The sequence below is a fragment of the uncultured Caldilinea sp. genome, from assembly GCF_937128415.1.
GTDB lineage: Bacteria > Chloroflexota > Anaerolineae > Caldilineales > Caldilineaceae > Caldilinea.
The window spans coordinates 47,759-63,746 of the sequence record NZ_CAKZMJ010000064.1 but is presented as its reverse complement, the minus strand read 5'-3'; the positions used below and the strand labels follow the sequence as shown (position 1 = coordinate 63,746).

Annotated in this window: 11 protein-coding genes; 8 read left to right on the top strand and 3 right to left on the bottom strand. The window is 61.4% G+C overall.

Features of this window, described 5'->3' with window-relative positions; genetic code table 11:
- From Q0367_RS10075 to Q0367_RS10065, 3 genes are all read right to left on the bottom strand, one after another.
- The coding region (locus tag Q0367_RS10075; protein WP_298982048.1) for a cation-translocating P-type ATPase at positions 1–1,829 on the bottom strand (1,829 nt) is incomplete at its 3' end.
- Positions 1,830–1,954: 125 nt separating this feature from the next.
- Entirely contained in the window at positions 1,955–3,784 is a 1,830-nt protein-coding gene (gene sulP, locus Q0367_RS10070) for a SulP family inorganic anion transporter (RefSeq protein WP_298982047.1), read from the bottom strand.
- A gap of 24 nt (positions 3,785–3,808) precedes the next feature.
- Entirely contained in the window at positions 3,809–4,837 is a 1,029-nt protein-coding gene (locus Q0367_RS10065) for a substrate-binding domain-containing protein (RefSeq protein ID WP_298982045.1), read from the bottom strand.
- 469 nt (positions 4,838–5,306) lie between these two features.
- On the opposite strand from Q0367_RS10065, the gene Q0367_RS10060 reads away from it, so the two are divergent.
- The 8 genes from Q0367_RS10060 (at position 5,307) to Q0367_RS10025 (ending at position 15,928) form a co-directional block, all read left to right on the top strand.
- Positions 5,307–7,289: an ABC transporter substrate-binding protein gene (locus Q0367_RS10060; RefSeq protein WP_298982043.1), complete on the top strand. Its 1,983-nt coding sequence runs from the start codon at positions 5,307–5,309 to the stop codon at positions 7,287–7,289.
- Between the two features lie 89 nt (positions 7,290–7,378).
- On the top strand, positions 7,379–8,389 hold the full coding sequence (locus Q0367_RS10055) for an ABC transporter permease (RefSeq protein WP_298982042.1): 1,011 nt from the start codon (positions 7,379–7,381) through the stop codon (positions 8,387–8,389).
- A gap of 14 nt (positions 8,390–8,403) precedes the next feature.
- Positions 8,404–9,261 (top strand): ABC transporter permease, encoded by an 858-nt coding sequence (locus Q0367_RS10050; RefSeq protein WP_298982039.1) that lies wholly within the window; start codon positions 8,404–8,406, stop codon positions 9,259–9,261.
- Between the two features lie 3 nt (positions 9,262–9,264).
- Entirely contained in the window at positions 9,265–10,257 is a 993-nt protein-coding gene (locus tag Q0367_RS10045) for an ABC transporter ATP-binding protein (protein ID WP_298982037.1), read from the top strand.
- Positions 10,254–11,315 carry an ABC transporter ATP-binding protein gene (locus Q0367_RS10040; RefSeq protein WP_298982035.1) on the top strand — a complete coding sequence of 354 codons (1,062 nt, stop codon included), beginning with the start codon at positions 10,254–10,256 and terminating at the stop codon, positions 11,313–11,315. Before Q0367_RS10045 ends, Q0367_RS10040 begins: the two co-directional genes overlap by 4 nt.
- Positions 11,316–11,318: 3 nt before the next feature.
- On the top strand, positions 11,319–12,824 hold the full coding sequence (locus Q0367_RS10035) for an alpha-N-arabinofuranosidase (protein WP_298982033.1): 1,506 nt from the start codon (positions 11,319–11,321) through the stop codon (positions 12,822–12,824).
- Between the two features lie 585 nt (positions 12,825–13,409).
- A complete protein-coding gene (locus Q0367_RS10030) occupies positions 13,410–14,408 on the top strand; it encodes a LacI family DNA-binding transcriptional regulator (RefSeq protein WP_298982031.1) in 999 nt (332 codons plus the stop codon).
- Between the two features lie 119 nt (positions 14,409–14,527).
- The gene (locus tag Q0367_RS10025; protein WP_298982029.1) at positions 14,528–15,928 is read left to right on the top strand and encodes an extracellular solute-binding protein; all 1,401 of its coding nucleotides are present in this window, start codon (positions 14,528–14,530) and stop codon (positions 15,926–15,928) included.
- The last annotated feature ends 60 nt before the right edge of the window (positions 15,929–15,988 follow it).

Sequence of the window (15,988 nt, the reverse complement as noted above, 5' to 3'; positions counted from 1 at the left end):
TCGGCCTGCGCCAGCGCCGGCGCATCGTTGACGCCGTCGCCCACCATCACGACGACCTTCCCCTGCCGTTGATAGTCGCGCACAACGGCGATTTTGTCCTCGGGCAGCAGGTTGGCGCGGTAAGGGATGCCCAACGGTTCAGCGAGCGCCGCCGCTGCGCCGGGATTGTCTCCGGTCAACAATTCAATCTGCTCGACGCCCAGTTCCCGCAGGCGTTGGATGGCGAGCGGCGTTTCGGGGCGGAGCGTATCGGTCGCCACCAGCGCGGCGATCGGCTTCCCGTCGCAGACGACCCATAGCACGCTGCCCTGCGTCTCTTTCACACTTGCGACGAGCGCGGCGTCCTGTGCAGCGAGCAGGCGGTGGCTGCCGACGGCGACGCGATGCCCTTCCACCTCGGCGATCACGCCCTTGCCGGGGATCGCCTCGAAGCGCGTCGGCTCGCTCAGCCGGATGCCCTGGCGCGCAGCATGAGCGCGCACCGCCTCGGCCAGCGGATGTTCGGAATCGCGCTCTGCCGAGGCCGCCAGGCGCAGCGCCTCGGTTGGCTCGACGCCGTTGAAGGGGATCACGCGCTCAATCTGGGGGCGTCCAAGCGTCAACGTGCCGGTTTTGTCGAGCAGCAGCACGTTGGCGCGCGCCAGCGCCTCGATGTATTTGCCGCCTTTGATCAACACGCCCTCGCGTGCAGCGCGCCCGATCGCCGCCAACATGGCGACCGGCGTGGCCAGCGCAATCGAGCACGAGCAGGCGACGACCAGCACCGCCGCCATTGCCAGCGGGTCGCGGCGAATCAGAAAGGTGAGCGCAGCGATGGCGACTACGATGGGCAGGTAATAGCTGCTGAAGCGGTCGGCGAAGCGCTGCACTTCCGCGCGGTTGCTTTCCGCCTCCTGCACCAGCCTGACCACGCGACCAAAGGTGGTGTCGGCGCCGACGCGCTCGGTGCGGATGCGCAGGCTGCCCAGGCGGGCGATGGTGGCGGCGAAGACGCGGCTGCCCGGCTCCGCCTCCACCGGCAACGGCTCTCCGGTGATGGTCGCCTGATCCACCGTGGCGTGGCCTTCGACGACGACGCCATCCACCGGAATCTGCTCGCCGGGACGCACGACGACAATTTCGCCGGGCCTCACCGCCTCCACCGGAATCTCCTGCTCGACGCCGTCGCGCACGACGCGCGCCTGTTTGGGCGTCAGCGCCGTCAGATCGCGCAGCGCAGTGCGGGCGCCTTCTGCAGTGAATCGCTCGACATAGTCGCCGACGCGCATGAAAAAGACCACCACCGCCGCCGTCGCCCATTCGCCGACCGCCAGCGCCGCGAGCACGCCCAGGGTCATCAGCGTGTGCGAGGTGATCTGTCGCCTGCGCGCCGCACGTGCAACATTGGCGAAGACCGGCCATCCGCTCAACACGACCAGCGCTGCGCCGATTGCGAACGGCACGCGCGCCGTGATCTGCTCAAACAGTCCCAGCCACTCGCCGATCACCACCACGAAGAGCACGGCGCCGAACACCAGCGCCAGCACCGTCCACACCTTGCGCGTATACCCTGCGTGCGCTTTCGTCGTCGCCTCCTCCGCAGGCTCCGGCACGGTGTAGCCCGCTTCCGCCACCGCCGCGCGCAGCTGCTCGATCGACGCCACCGAAGGGTCCACCTGCAAGATCGCCTTTTCGGCGGACAGGAAGACTTGAACAGACGCCACGCCCGGCGTCTTCGCCAATGCGTGCTCCACATGTCGCACACACTCGGCGCAATCCATGCCGCGCACCGGCAATTCAAGCGTCTGCAGAGGGTTTGTTTTCGGCTTAGGTTCGGTGGATGTACGCATAAAGCTCTGACTTTTCAGCCTCCCTTTATCATCTGAGCTGCTGCGGCTCGCAGCCGCAATAGTTTCTGGCGCACAATGACATGACGCCGGAAGCGATGACCTGCATGAGAGCGCGGGTTCGGCCTCTAGCCGGACGCTCCAGGCGGAGCGCTACGGGACGCCTCAGGCGTGACCTGCGCGGCATTCTTCGATAAACGATCTTCCCAATCCACCCAATCCACGTCAAATTTTTTGACGTAGGTGCTCACCGCCTGACCGATCGTCTGGAAAAAATGCTCTTCGCCAAATCGCTCGAACAGCCCAAAACGTTTGAGCTTGTCTTTGACCGGATCTTTCATCTCCGCAAAGCAGAGTTGAACGCCGGCCTGTCGCAGGGCGTCGTCAAGCTCGGCCAACATGTCGGCGGCGGTGACGTCGACGCTGGTGACCGGCTCGGCGGCGACCACCACCCAGCGCACCGGCGTGGGCGAAGCGGCGATGGCCTCCAACACGCGCGTACGGAAATATTCTGCGTTGGCGAAAAAGAGCGGCGCGTCCCAGCGGAAGAGCACCAGCCCAGGAATGAGCCGGGCATTGGGATAGCGCGTGATGTCGTGATAGCCCTTGAGGCCGTCGACGCGGCCCAGCACGGCGGAATGAGGCCGCCAGCCGTCCCATAAAAATTCGATCACTGCGATCACGATGGCCAGCCCGACGCCCTGGATGGCGCCGAAGAGGACGACCCCCGCCAGACACGCCATCGACAGCCAGAACTCCCAGCGCTGGATGCGATAGATGCGCCGCAGATCGGAGATTTGGATGAGGCCGAGCGCCGAGACCATGACGATCGCCGCCAGGACGGCGGTGGGTGTGTTGCTCAGCAATGAAGGCGCGAAGAGGAGGAGCAGCGTCACCGCAACGGCGCCGGTGACGCCGGCAAGCTGCGTGCGCGCGCCGGCCGCCTCGGCGACGGGGGTCCGCGACGAGCTGCTGGAGATGGGAAACCCCTGAAAGCAGCCCGCAGCCAGATTGGCGGCGCCTAGCGCGACCAGCTCCTGGTTGGGATCGACTTTGTCGCCCGTTTTGGCGGCGTAGGCGCGCGAGAGCACGCTGGTGTCGGCGAAGGCGACAATGGCCACGGTGACGGCGCCGAGCAGCAAGGGCGCAAGCTCGTTAAAATCGACCTGCGGCGGCGCAGGCGTCGGCAAGCCGGTGGGGATCTCGCCCACGACGGCCACGCCCGCGCGGGCGTCGAGGTCGAACAGCGTCACGACGAGCGTCGCGCCGACCAGCACAATCAGCATCGCCGGGAGGCGCGGCTGGCGTTTCAACAGCAGGGCGGCGACCAGCGCTGCGCCGCCGATCGCAAAAGCGACCCAGTTGACGCGCCCGGCTACGATTCCCTCCAGCAGCTCCCACGCCCGTTGCAGGGCGTTGTCCCCTTGCACTGAAACGCCCAGGAGCGTCGGCGCCTGGCTCACCAACACGATGAGCGCAATGCCGTTCATGTAGCCGTAGCGAATGGGTTTGGACAGCAGCTCGGTGAGAAAGCCCAGCCTTGCCACGCCGGCGCCGATGCAGACGACGCCGGCCATGATCGCCATCATCCCCGCCAGTGCGACGGCGCGTTGGGCGTCGCCGTGCGCCAGCGGCAGCACCGTGGCGGCGATGATCGGCGCCAGCGAAGAGTCGGGTCCGACGACGAGGATGCGGCTTGGGCCAAAGATCGCATAGGCCAGCAGGGGAACGATCGTCGCATAGAGGCCGTGGACGGCGGGCAGGCCGGCGGCCTGAGCGTAGGCCATGCCCACCGGCGCAAGCATGGTGGCCAGCACCAGCCCGGCGCTCAAGTCATAGCGCAGCCAGGCCGGCGGATAGGTGCGCAACCGGGCGAGGCCCGGCGTCCACCATCGCCAGTCCCGGAGAGAGGACGCGTGATGAGGCTCTTGAATCGGCGAGGCGTCGGTTGAGGCCATGAAGCTATTATACCGGAAACGGCCTCATTCCGGCTTTTGCGCGCCGCAGGACTCGCGCACGATCAGCTCGCCGTACATGACGCTCTTCACCGGAATCTCCGCTCTTCCTTCGATGATGCGATGGAGCTTTTGCATGGCGAGCACGCCCATTTCCCGCCTGGGAATGTGATACGTGGTGAGCGGGGGATTGGTGTAGACGCTGCTGGCGACATTGTCGATGCTGACGATGGCGATGTCTTCTGGGATGCGCAGCCCGGCTTCGTGGATGGCGCTCATGGCGCCGAAGGCGGTCTTGTCGCTGATGGCTACAACTGCAGTCGGCTTGCGAGGCAAGGACAGGATGCTTTTCATCTGCAGGTAGCCTTTTTGTGGATGCTCGGACGCCGGGGGCGGCAGAAACGCCTCAGGCACGGTCACCCCCGCCTCGCCCAGGGCCGCAAAACAGCCGCGCAGCCGATCCACCAGGCTGCTGTATTTGGTCGGGCCGCGCAGGATGGCAATCTCGCGGTGGCCGAGCGAAAGCAGATGGCGCGTGACCGTGTAACCGGCGGTGAAGTTGTCGCCGAGGATGCTGGGCAGTCGATGGCCTTCAATTCGATTTTCAATCAAGACGAGCGGCACGCTCGCCTTTTCCAACTGCACGACCATCTCCGGCGTGATGTCGCCGTCGTTAGCGATGATCAGCCCCTGCACGCGCTCCACCAGGTCAGACTGCAGGGCATTCAACTCTTCGCTGTGCTGGTCGTACATGTGCAGCAGGACTTGATAGCCAAGCCGCTGCGCCTCGGACTGGAAGCCGCGGATCACATCCCCGTAGAAAATGTCCATCAGCGCATGAATGGAGCCATGCTCGATCATCAGCCCGATGGTGTTGGTCGCCTGCCGAGGCGCAGAAGGCGAGCCGATTTCATAACCGAGCTGGCTGGCCGCCTCTAGCACGCGCAGGCGGGTCTGTTCGGAAATGCCGGGCCGGTCGTTCAACACGAGGGAAACGGTCGAAACCGAGACGTCGCTGATGGCTGCGATTTCACGAAGAGATGGACGTTTGCTCACGGTCACCTCGGACACCCTGCTTGAAAACAATTGAGATTAGATGTTTTAATAAAATTTTAATTGAAAACGGGGGTTGACAATTTAGAAAATTTTCAATATAGTTTAGTCAGTTGCTTTCCCACTGTCAACTAAAAATTTGAAGGTCGATTTGAAAGTTTTTTGATTCGTCGGTGAGTGCGCCTATCGCGTCTTGCATGGATAGCGTCGCAAACGCATGGCGTTCTTTTCGCGCCCTACAGGGAACGCGCTTTGAGATCGAGCAGCTCCTCCGCACAGAGCGACAGATTCTCAAAGTCGATCATAAGCTTCGGGTCAAACATGCTTGGAGGTGTGCACGCCTACCCACAATCGATCTACCCACAATCGATCTACCTACAATCGATATCTACCTACAATCGATGATGTCAGAACTTCATTCCCGTTTCGTTCTCGATTCCCATTGTAGTACATACCAGAGGAGAAGAAAAAGATGAACCGATATACGCTGTCAAGACGCGAATTCCTGGCGCAGCTGGGGCTTGTGACCGCAGGCGCGATGCTGACCGCCTGCGCCGGGCCGGCGGCGCCGGGTGGAGCCGCTCCCGCGGCGGGCGGAGGCGCCGCAGTGAGCGTGGCGGGGGATCGCGAAATCGCGCCGGGCGTGCTGCGCTCGGAGACGTTGATCCTGGAAAACCCGACGGGCAGAGTGGTGCCGGCTGACGACTTCAACCGCTGGCGTCCGGGCATCCAGAGCGCATCGACCGGACTGCAGCAGCTTGCGTTGGACGCCCTTTGGTACATTGATCCGGACGCCGGCATCGACGGCGTGTGGGACAACTCGCTGGCCGCCGAGAAGCCGATCTACAACGAGGATTTCACCCAGATGACGGTGAAGCTGCGCGAAGGCATCTACTGGAGCGACGGTGTGGAGTTCACGGCGGAGGACGTCGCGTACACGGTGGAAACCCTCAAGGCGACCCCTGGCATGAACTACAACGGCCAGTTCAACAAATATGTGGCCAGCGTAGAGATTCCCGACAAGTACACGGTGGTCTTCAACCTCACCGAGCCGAACTCGCGCTTCCACGGCCTCTTCACCGTGCGGTGGAGCGCGTGCTTCATCATGCCCAAGCACGTCTTTGAAAAGCAGTCCGACATCGTCGCCTACACCTTCAACCCCCCTGTAAGTCTGGGCCCGTATGTGTTGAAGGATTACGACCCGCAGGGCGATTGGTACCTGTGGGAGCGCCGCGAGGACTGGCAGCGCACGACGCTGGCGCGTTTCGGCATGCCGGCCCCCAAATACGCCATGTACATCAACGCCGGCCCCAGCGACAAGAAGGTGATGGCGCAGACATCGGGCGAGCTGGACGTGATCCACGACATTGCGCCGGAAGGGATGATCACCCTGGCGCGCACCAATCCCACCTCGAAAGGTTGGTTCAAATCCTTCCCGTGGGCGCACCCGGACCCGACGCTGCCCTCCGTGATCTACAACAACGAGAAGCCCGGGCTGGACAACCGCGACATTCGCTGGGCGCTGACGTTGGCGATCGACATCGTGCGCGTGGCGATGGCTTCGTACCGCGGCGCGGCGACGATCTCCGCCATCCACGTGCCGCCGACGGGGCTCTACCCCGGCTACTATTTCGAGCCGATGCAGGATTGGCTGAACAACTTCACGTTGGACCTGGGCAACGGCGAACAGTACAAGCCCTACGACCCCGACGCTGCGCAACGCATCGCCGAGGAGGCGCGCAAGTCGCTCGGCGACATGGTGCCCACCGATCTCGCCGAAATTCGCAAGGCCATCGGCTACGGGTGGTGGAAGCATGACCTGGAGGCGGCGGAAAAGCTGATGTTGAAGGCCGGTTGCACGCGCAATGCGGCCGGCAAATGGGTGTTGCCTAACGGCGAGGTGTTCAAAATTGCGCTGATGGCCGAAGGCGACACGCGTCCGGTCATGAACCGCGGAGCCGCCATGATCGTCGAAAACTGGTCGGAGTTCGGCGTGGACGCCTCGCTGGACGTGCGCGACAACGCCACGCGCGCTCGCTTGACGCTGTTGGGCGAAATGGACGCCGAGTTTGGCTGGACGGTCGAAACCTGGGGCGGCCACCCCGACCTCTTCTTCTTCCTGGAGTCCTGGCACTCTTCGTTCTATCGGCCTACGGGCGAAAACGCCGTCGGACGCAACCGGATGCGATGGCGCCATCCGGAGCTGGATCGCATCATCGAGGCGATTCAGCGGCTCGACTTCGACGATCCGAAGGGCATCGAGCTGGGGCAAGAGTTCATCAAGCTGGCCGTCAACGAGATGCCGATCACGCCGATCATGTCCTACAACGTCTTCTCCGTGTGCGACGAGCGCTACTGGGAAGGCTTCCCCACCGCGGAGAATCCATACACCAATCCCGTGGCCAACTGGGCGAATACAAAGTACATGTATGTGAAGATCAAGCCGAAGGCGTGAATTGGCATGGCCGCCCGCTCCGAAAGCGCTCGCCTCCGCAGCGGGCGGCCATTTCACTGCACGGTCATTTCATTGCATGGAGAAAAGACGTGCGCAAGTTTGTGTTGAATTATCTGGTTCCTCGCATTGCGCAATACATTTTGGTGATCTTTCTGGGCGTCACATTGACGTTTATCATTCCGCGTCTTTCGCCCAACGATCCGGTGGAGCGGCAGGTCAGCCAACTGATGATGAGCGGCTCGCACGTCAGCCCGGAGGCGATCATCGCCATGCGCGAGGCGCTGACCGAGATGTACGGTCTGTCGGGCAGCGTGTGGGAGCAGTATCTCGCCTTCTGGGGACGCCTGCTGCGGGGCGATTTGGGGCCGTCGCTTTCTTCCTTTCCCACGCCTGTGATCCAGCTCCTGGCGACGGCGATGCCCTGGACGTTCGGCCTGCTCATTCCGGCGATCCTGATCTCCTGGATTGTTGGAAACGTTCTGGGCGCCATCGCCGGTTATTATGAGAACAACCGGGCGATCCAGATCGTCGACATCCTCAGCCAGGCGATCCGCCCGATCCCCTATTACATTGTGGCTCTGGTGATGCTCGCCGTCTTCGCCTATTGGATTCCGATCTTCCCTTTCAGCGGCGCCTATCCGCCCGGCACGCGGGTCGAGTTCAGTTGGAGCTTCGCCTGGACCGTGCTGCGCCATTCGATCCTGCCCTTGCTCAGCCTGATCCTGCTTGGAGTCGGCGGGTGGTTCGTCGGCATGAAATCGTTGACCTCCAACATCATCTCCGAGGACTACGTCGTCTACGCCGAAGTCACGGGGCTTCCTAAAAAGCGCATCCTGAGTCAATACATCATTCCGAACGCCATGCTGCCGCAGATCACCGGCCTGGCGTTGCAGTTAGGGCTGATTTTCAGCGGCGCGCTGATCATGGAGGTGGTCTTCGGCTATCCGGGCATGGGAACGCTCACCTTTCAGGCGGTTATGGCGAACGACTACACGCTGATCATGGGCATTACGTTGCTTTCCATCATCGGCGTGGCGACGGCGGTGTTGATCCTGGACCTGATCTATCCTCTGTTCGATCCCAGAGTCCGCCATCAATAAGATTGGATGAAGCTATGCTGGCTGTTTTTCGCGATTTGCTCCGATACGATGGGCGTTTTCGCGTCGCCTCCCTTTTTCTGATGCTCACTTTGCTGCTGGCCGCGCTTGCCTGGTTTTCTCCCTATCCGCCGACGCGCACCTTTATGACGCCGCAGGATCTGCCGCCTTCTTTGGAGCATCCCTTCGGCACCAACTCCCGCGGCCAGGATCTGCTCTGGTGGATGGCCTTTGCCGTGCGCAATTCGTTGATTTTGGGCGTGATCACCGCCGTCGTGTCGCGGCTGATCGCGATCTTCGTCGGCCTGGTCTCCGGCTACCGCGGGGGATTCATCGACCGCGCGCTGATGTCTGCGAACGATAGCTTCGTCGTGTTGCCGGTGTTGCCGATCCTGGTCTTGCTGAGCTTCTTGCTGCAGGGGCAACTGAGCCTGGTCACGCTGGCGTTGCTGCTAGGGCTGTTCGGCTGGCCGTGGGACGCGCGGCTGATCCGCGCGCAGGTGTTGAGCCTGAAAGAGCGCGCCTTCACGCGCACCGCCGTCTATTCCGGCACGCCCCCGCTGTTGCTGACGCTGCGCGAGCACCTTCCGTTCGTCTTGCCGGTCGTCTTTGCCACGACGATCAACAACATGCTCTGGTCGATCGGCATGGAGGTGACGTTGAGCGTGCTCGGCCTTTCGGACGTGACGGTGCCGACGATCGGAACGACCATCTTCTGGGCCAATCAACATCAGGCGTTGGTGGCGGGCGTTTGGTGGTGGCTGGCCGCGCCCATTCTGGTCGCCGTGGTCTTGTTCCTCGGCCTGTACCTCCTGTTCTCCAGCGTCAACGAATTCATCGACCCCCGCACGCGCCTCAGACGGATTGGAGCATAACCCATGCCCTTGTTACAGGTGGAAAATCTGCGCGCATACTATCGCACCCAGGTCTACGGCATCTCGCGATCGGTGCGCGCGGTGGATGACGTATCACTGGAACTCTTCGAGAATGAGATCTACGGCATCGCCGGCGAGTCGAGCTGCGGCAAGACGACGTTGATCAAGGTGATCTCCGGGACGGTCAAGCCGCCGCTCCGCATCGAATCCGGCCACGTGCTCTACGATTTCGGCGCGCTGCAAGTGGACATGACGAAGATCGACCCGGAGGAGCTGCGCCAGACCGTGCGCTGGAAGGAAATTTCCTACGTGATGCAAGGCTCCATGAGCGTGTTGAACCCTGTGCGCAAGATCATCCGCACCTTTGAAGACATCGTGCGCACCCATCAGGGCATTCCGAACAAAAAATTGTTTCTGGAGCAGACGCGCGACCATGTCATGCGCCTCGGATTGCCGCCGGACGTTTTGAATCTGTATCCCCATCAGCTTTCGGGCGGCATGCGCCAGCGCGTCGCCATCGCCCTGGCGACGATCTTCCAGCCAAGCCTCATCATCGCCGACGAGCCGACGACGGCGCTCGACGTCGTCGTGCAGCGCGGGGTCTTGCAAATGCTCAAAGAGATTCAAGCCGAAAGCGGAAACACCGTGTTGCTCGTCACCCATGACCTGGCCATCCACGCCAACGTAGCCGACCGCGTGGGCATCATGTACGCCGGCCGCATCGTCGAGGAGGCGCCCACGCAGATCATTTTCACCGCGCCGCGTCATCCGTACACCCAGCATTTGATCCGCTCCTTGCCTATGATCGGCGACAAGTCGGTGAAGGAGAGCCTGAGCGGCGCGCCTCCGAACCTGGCCAACCCGCCCAGCGGCTGTCGCTTTCACCCGCGTTGCCCTCTGGCCTTCGATCGCTGCCGAACGGAGACGCCGGCCATGGTGCGCCTGCCCCATCAACACCGCGTCGCCTGCCATCTTGTGACGGAGGCTGCCGAATGAACGGGGAGAAGAAATTGCTTCAGGTGGATCGGGTGACCGTTTCCTTCCACGTCGGCGGGTTTATCGCCGGAGGGCGTCTGCTGGCGGTGAACAATGTGTCGTTTTCCCTGGATGCAGAAAGGCCGGAAATCTTCGCGGTCGCCGGAGAGAGCGGCAGCGGCAAGACGACCCTGGCGCGCGTGCTGCTGCATGACCTGGAGCCGACGCAAGGCAGGGTCGTCTTTGAAGGCCGCGATCTTTCCACGATCAAGCGCCGTCGCGACGCAATGGAGTTCATGCGCAAGGTGCAGCCGGTCTTTCAAAATCCCTTCGAGACCTTCAGCCCGCTGCGCCGCGTGGAGGACTACCTGTTTGAGACGGCGATCCAGTTCGGTCGCGCCAAAAACCGCCGCGCGGCGGCGCCGATCGTGGACGAGGCGCTTCATCAGGTGGGGCTGTCGCTGGAAGAGGTGCGTCAGCGCTACCCGCATGAACTCTCCGGCGGCCAAATTCAGCGCGTTTCGGTGGCGCGAGCGCTGATTCCCCAACCGCACCTAATCCTGGCGGACGAGCCGGTGTCGATGGTGGACGCCTCGCTGCGCATGTCGATCGTGAATCTCTTCAAGAAATTGCGCGATGAACAGAAAGTGAGCGTCGTCTACATCACCCATGACCTGGCGACCGCCTACTACATCAGCGACCGCATCGCCATCATGCTGCGCGGGGTCGTGGTGGAGTCTGGCCCCGTGGAAAAGGTGTTGGGCAATCCCTTGCATCCCTACACCAAGCTGCTGCAAGAGTCGGTGCCCAAGCCGGTCGTGACGGAGCGCGAGCAGTGGGCCAGGCCCATCAACCTGGGCGCCATGGAGGTCAAGGAGTACGGCCGCGTCGGCTGCAAGTTCGCCGGCCGTTGCCCTCACGTGATGGAGATTTGCAAACACGCCGAGCCGCCCACTCTAGAAGTGGAAGGCAGGGCGGTGAAGTGCTATCTCTACGGCGAGGACGCCGCACAATCGAACCCATCCTCTCGATCAAGTGGAAACCTATCAAGTGGAAACCTATCAAGTGGAAAGTTGTGAACAATGAACGAAATCACGCTGGACGTCAAACTTGCCAAAACCAAAATCGACCGCAACATCTACGGCCATTTCGCCGAACATCTTGGACGATGCATCTATGAAGGCATCTGGGTGGGCGAGGACTCGCCCATCCCGAACGTTCGCGGCATTCGCACCGACGTCGTGGAGGCGCTGCGCAAGATCAAAGCGCCGGTGTTGCGCTGGCCGGGCGGCTGTTTCGCCGACGAATACCACTGGATGGACGGCATCGGCCCGCGCCACCAACGTCCCACGATGGTCAACACCCACTGGGGCGGCGTCATCGAGAATAACCACTTCGGCACCCATGAGTTCATGGATCTCTGCGAACAGGTCGGCTGCGAGCCTTACATCTGTGGGAATGTGGGCAGCGGCACGGTGCGAGAGATGGCGCAGTGGGTGGAGTACCTCACTTTCGACGGCCAAAGCCCGATGGCGGATCTGCGCAAGGCCAACGGCCGCGCGGCGCCGTGGAAGTTGAAATATTTCGGCGTCGGCAACGAAAACTGGGGCTGCGGCGGCCGCATGACGCCGGAGTACTACGCCGACCTGTACCGCCAATACGCCCTCTATGCGCGCGACTACGGCGACAACAAGCTCTTTCGCATTGCCTGCGGCCCGGCCGGCGACGACTACCACTGGACCGAAGTGCTCATGGCCAAGGCCGGCGACGCTCGCACCCCACGCGGGCGGCAGATGGACGGGCTGGCGCTCCACTACTACACGTCGGTCAAGCGGCTGCCCGACGGCTCACGCGAAGGGTCGGCGACGATGTTCGACGAGTCCGGCTGGATCGAGATCATCGCCAAAGCGCGCTACATGGAAGAGCTTGTACGCCGACACGGCACCATTATGGATAAATATGATCCGGAGAAAAAGGTGGCGTTGATCGTCGACGAATGGGGCACGTGGTACGCAGTGGAGCCGGGCACGCATCCGCGTTTCCTTTACCAGCAGAACACCATGCGCGACGCGCTCGTCGCCGCCGTGACCTTTGACATTTTTAACAACCACGCCGACCGCGTGCGCATGGCGAACATTGCGCAGACGGTCAATGTATTGCAGGCGGTGATCTTGACCCAGGGCGAAAAGATGCTGCTGACGCCCACCTACCATGTGTTCGACCTCTATGCTGCGCACCAGGACGCCACACTCGTGCCGATCGATATTTGCAGCGAGTCCTATCACCTGGGAGACTATTGCGTGCCCGCCCTTTCCGCCTCGGCATCCATCAACGCCGAGGGAAAACTCCATCTCACCGTCAGCAACGCCAATCCCACGCGCGACCTTGCCGTGGAGGTGCTGATCCGCGGCATGACGGTCGGCGTTTGGGAAGGCCGCGTGCTGTGCGCAGCCGCCATGAACGCCCACAACACCTTTGAACAGCCCCACGCAGTTCGGCCTCAGCCGTTTTACAACGCAAAGATCACATCCGAAGGGATGACGCTGATCGTGCCGAAGATGTCGGTGGTGGCGCTGGATGTAGAATAGTCGATTATGAAGACTGCGCAGTTTAGCCGCCTTCCAGGAAGCCTGTAGCTTCCTGGAAGGCCTTTGGCGGCGTTTATCGGGGCCTTCATCAACGTCGCCAAGCCACCCCGCTCGCCCTCACCGATGCGCCGAACGCTGCTTCATATCCGTCCCAAAGTTTTTTATTAAAATTTTTCAATTGAATAGGGCTTGACAAGCGTAATTTCGTATGCTATATTACGAATTACCGCATACGATTGCATAAAACCTATCGAAGAACTTTTTAACTCATGCTACGCAGTTGAACCTGACAATCGATAGGCCTGACAATCGATAGAGCGGATTTGAGCAAATCGCCGGCGGTGATAATTAGCGGCGGCTCCCAACCGCACGTCTGCGGTGAATTGCAAGATTCGGGGTGGATCAAGGAAGCGCAGCTACGAACTGCGCCTGCGGGTTGCCAGAATTATCGATTGAATTTCATTAAGCTTCCAGGAAGGTCGTGTTCTGCGCAGAATTTCACCTAACTGCGTAACTCTTTTTTAACTTGTATCCAGAAGGGTTCTGATGCCGCGTTCGAGTTCGAGTCCTAAAAAAAACGTCACCATGCGAGACGTAGCTCGCATGGCGAATGTCTCGCAGAGCACGGTGTCGCGGGTGTTAAGCGGGGTGGAGGGCGGCATCCCTATTGGCGAAGAGACGCGTCGCCGCGTGTTGGAGGCGGTGGAGACGCTTGGCTATTACCCAAACCTTCACGCAGGCAGCCTGCGCGGGCAAAAGACCTTCATGATCGCTATGATGATTGCAGACATCGGCAATCCCTTCTATCACCCCATGGTGCGGGCGGTTCAGGATGTGGCGCACGTCCATCGCTACGATGTGATGATCGCCAACTCGGACCACACGCGTGAAGGTGAGGAGATGTTCCTTGAGTCGGTGATTCGGCGTCCCGTGGATGGTGTGATCATGGTGCCGTATCACCTGGGGGAAGAGGAGCTGGAGCTTCTTATCGAACGCACGGGCGCAGCGGTCGTCGTGTTGGGTCAGCAGATCCGACATCCACGGGTTGACGTCGTATTCGGACGGGATGATCGCGCCATGTTCGAGGCGACCACCTGGCTGATTCAGGAAAAAGGCCACAGGCGCATCGGATTCATCGGCGTGACGGAGGAATTTTCCGCTGGCGCGCGGCGCAAGGCTGCATTTCTCAAAGCTCTGCAACAGGCGCATTTGCCGATCGAACCTGAATTGTTTGAGATCGGCGATTGGTCGGTGGAAAGCGGCGCGCGCGCCGTGCAGAAATTTTTATCTCTGACCCGGCCGCCGACTGCGGTCTTTGCCATCAACGATCTGATGGCCATCGGCGCCATGGAGGCGGCGCAGGCGCAGGGAATCTGCATTCCGGACGAGATGGCGGTGATCGGCTTCGACGACATTCCACAGGCGACATGGGTGCGGCCGCGATTGACCACGGTGGCGCAGTATCCGGCTGAAATGGGGCGCCGAATGGCCGAAGCGCTCTTTGAGCGCATTCAAAAAGAGTACACCGGCGCAGGACGGCGTTTTGAGATGCCCTGTCGGCTGGTGATTCGAGAGTCCGTATGAGTGCAGAGAAAGAAAGCATCTCGCTTGGCGTTTCGGTTGCAACGCAGCAGTCCATGCTGCGTCGTTCAACAAAAGATTGTTCCCTGTTTGTTTCCTGGTAAACACAAAAGGAGAAGAAAATGCGCAAGTTCTCATTCGGCCTCACGCTTGTTTTGGTGATGGCGTTGTTGCTCGCCGCGTGTGGAGGCGGCGCGCCGGCGGCTGCACCCGCAGAGGGAGGCGCGACGGACGCCGGCGCCGCGGCGGACGTCAGCGCGCCTGCTGCGGAGCCAACGCCGGTGGTCAACAACTTCGGCCAATGCAGCGATCCGCTCATCCTGTGGCACGGTCTGACCGGTTCGGACGGCGCTGTCTTCGCCGAGCTGTTGCAGCAGTTCGTCGACGCCAACCCCGACCTCTGTCTGAACTCCGAGGGGTATCCCTGGGACATTTTCTTCCAGAAGTATCCCACCGCTGTGGCCGCGGGCACGCCTCCGGACATGGTGATCTTTCATGCAGCGGAAGTCAACCAGATGGCGTCTGAAGGGCTGATGATGCCGATGGACGACATCATCTTCAATGACGGCACGCTCAACAAATCAGATTTCAACGAAAACCTCATCAACGCCATCACCGTCAACGGCCAGACCATGGCGGTGCCTTTTGACAATCACGGCTGGCTGCTGTGGTACAACACCAAGCTGATGGAGGAGGCGGGGTTGGATCCCAACGTCCTGCCCAAGAACGGCGCTGAATTTATCGAGATGGCGCAGAAGCTCACCAAGGACGTCAACGGCCGCCACCCGAACGAGGAAGGATTCGACAAGGACAATGTCGACGTTTGGGCCATCGACTACACCTGGCCGCGCTACACCATTCCCACCACGTTGTGGCAGTTTGGCGGCGGCGTCGTGAGCGAAGACGGCAAGACCGCGATTTTGGACAGCCCGGAGTCCATCGCTGCCGTGCAGTTCTGGCATGACCTGATGTATAAATACTATGTCGCTCCGCCGGCGATCCCTGGTAAAATGTGGGCGGGCGACCTGTACAAGAACAACAAGCTCGTCTTCATGTGGGAAGGCACCTGGACGGGCGGCTTTATGCGCGACAACCCCGACATTGCAGCGGTGACCAAGACTGCGTACATCAATTCGTTGGCGCCGGATGGCAAGCAGGCTGTGAAGTTCGACTCTCACATCATGTCCATCCCCACAGGCGTAGACGAGGATGGCATCGCCAAGGCCAAGCGGTTGATGACCTTCCTGGTCGAAAATGGCGCCTACTGGGCGACCTCCGGCCAGGTGCCGGCGCTCAAGTCGGTGCAGGCGTTGCCGGAAGTGCAGGCCATCGAGTCCGTCGCCACGGCGGCTCGCCAGTTCAACGAGATCGGCCGCACCGACCTGGCGCACAAATCTTTCATCGAAATTCAAACGGCGTGGGAGACGGCGGTCGGCAACGCCCTCGCCAGCCCCACCTCGGATGTCGCTGCGGCATTGAAGGCGGGCGCCGAGCAGGTGCAGGCGATCTTGAATCGTCCGTAATGTTCAACCAGTTTTGTCGTCGTGGGTTTGGGCGATTTCGTCCAAACCCACGCCATCGGT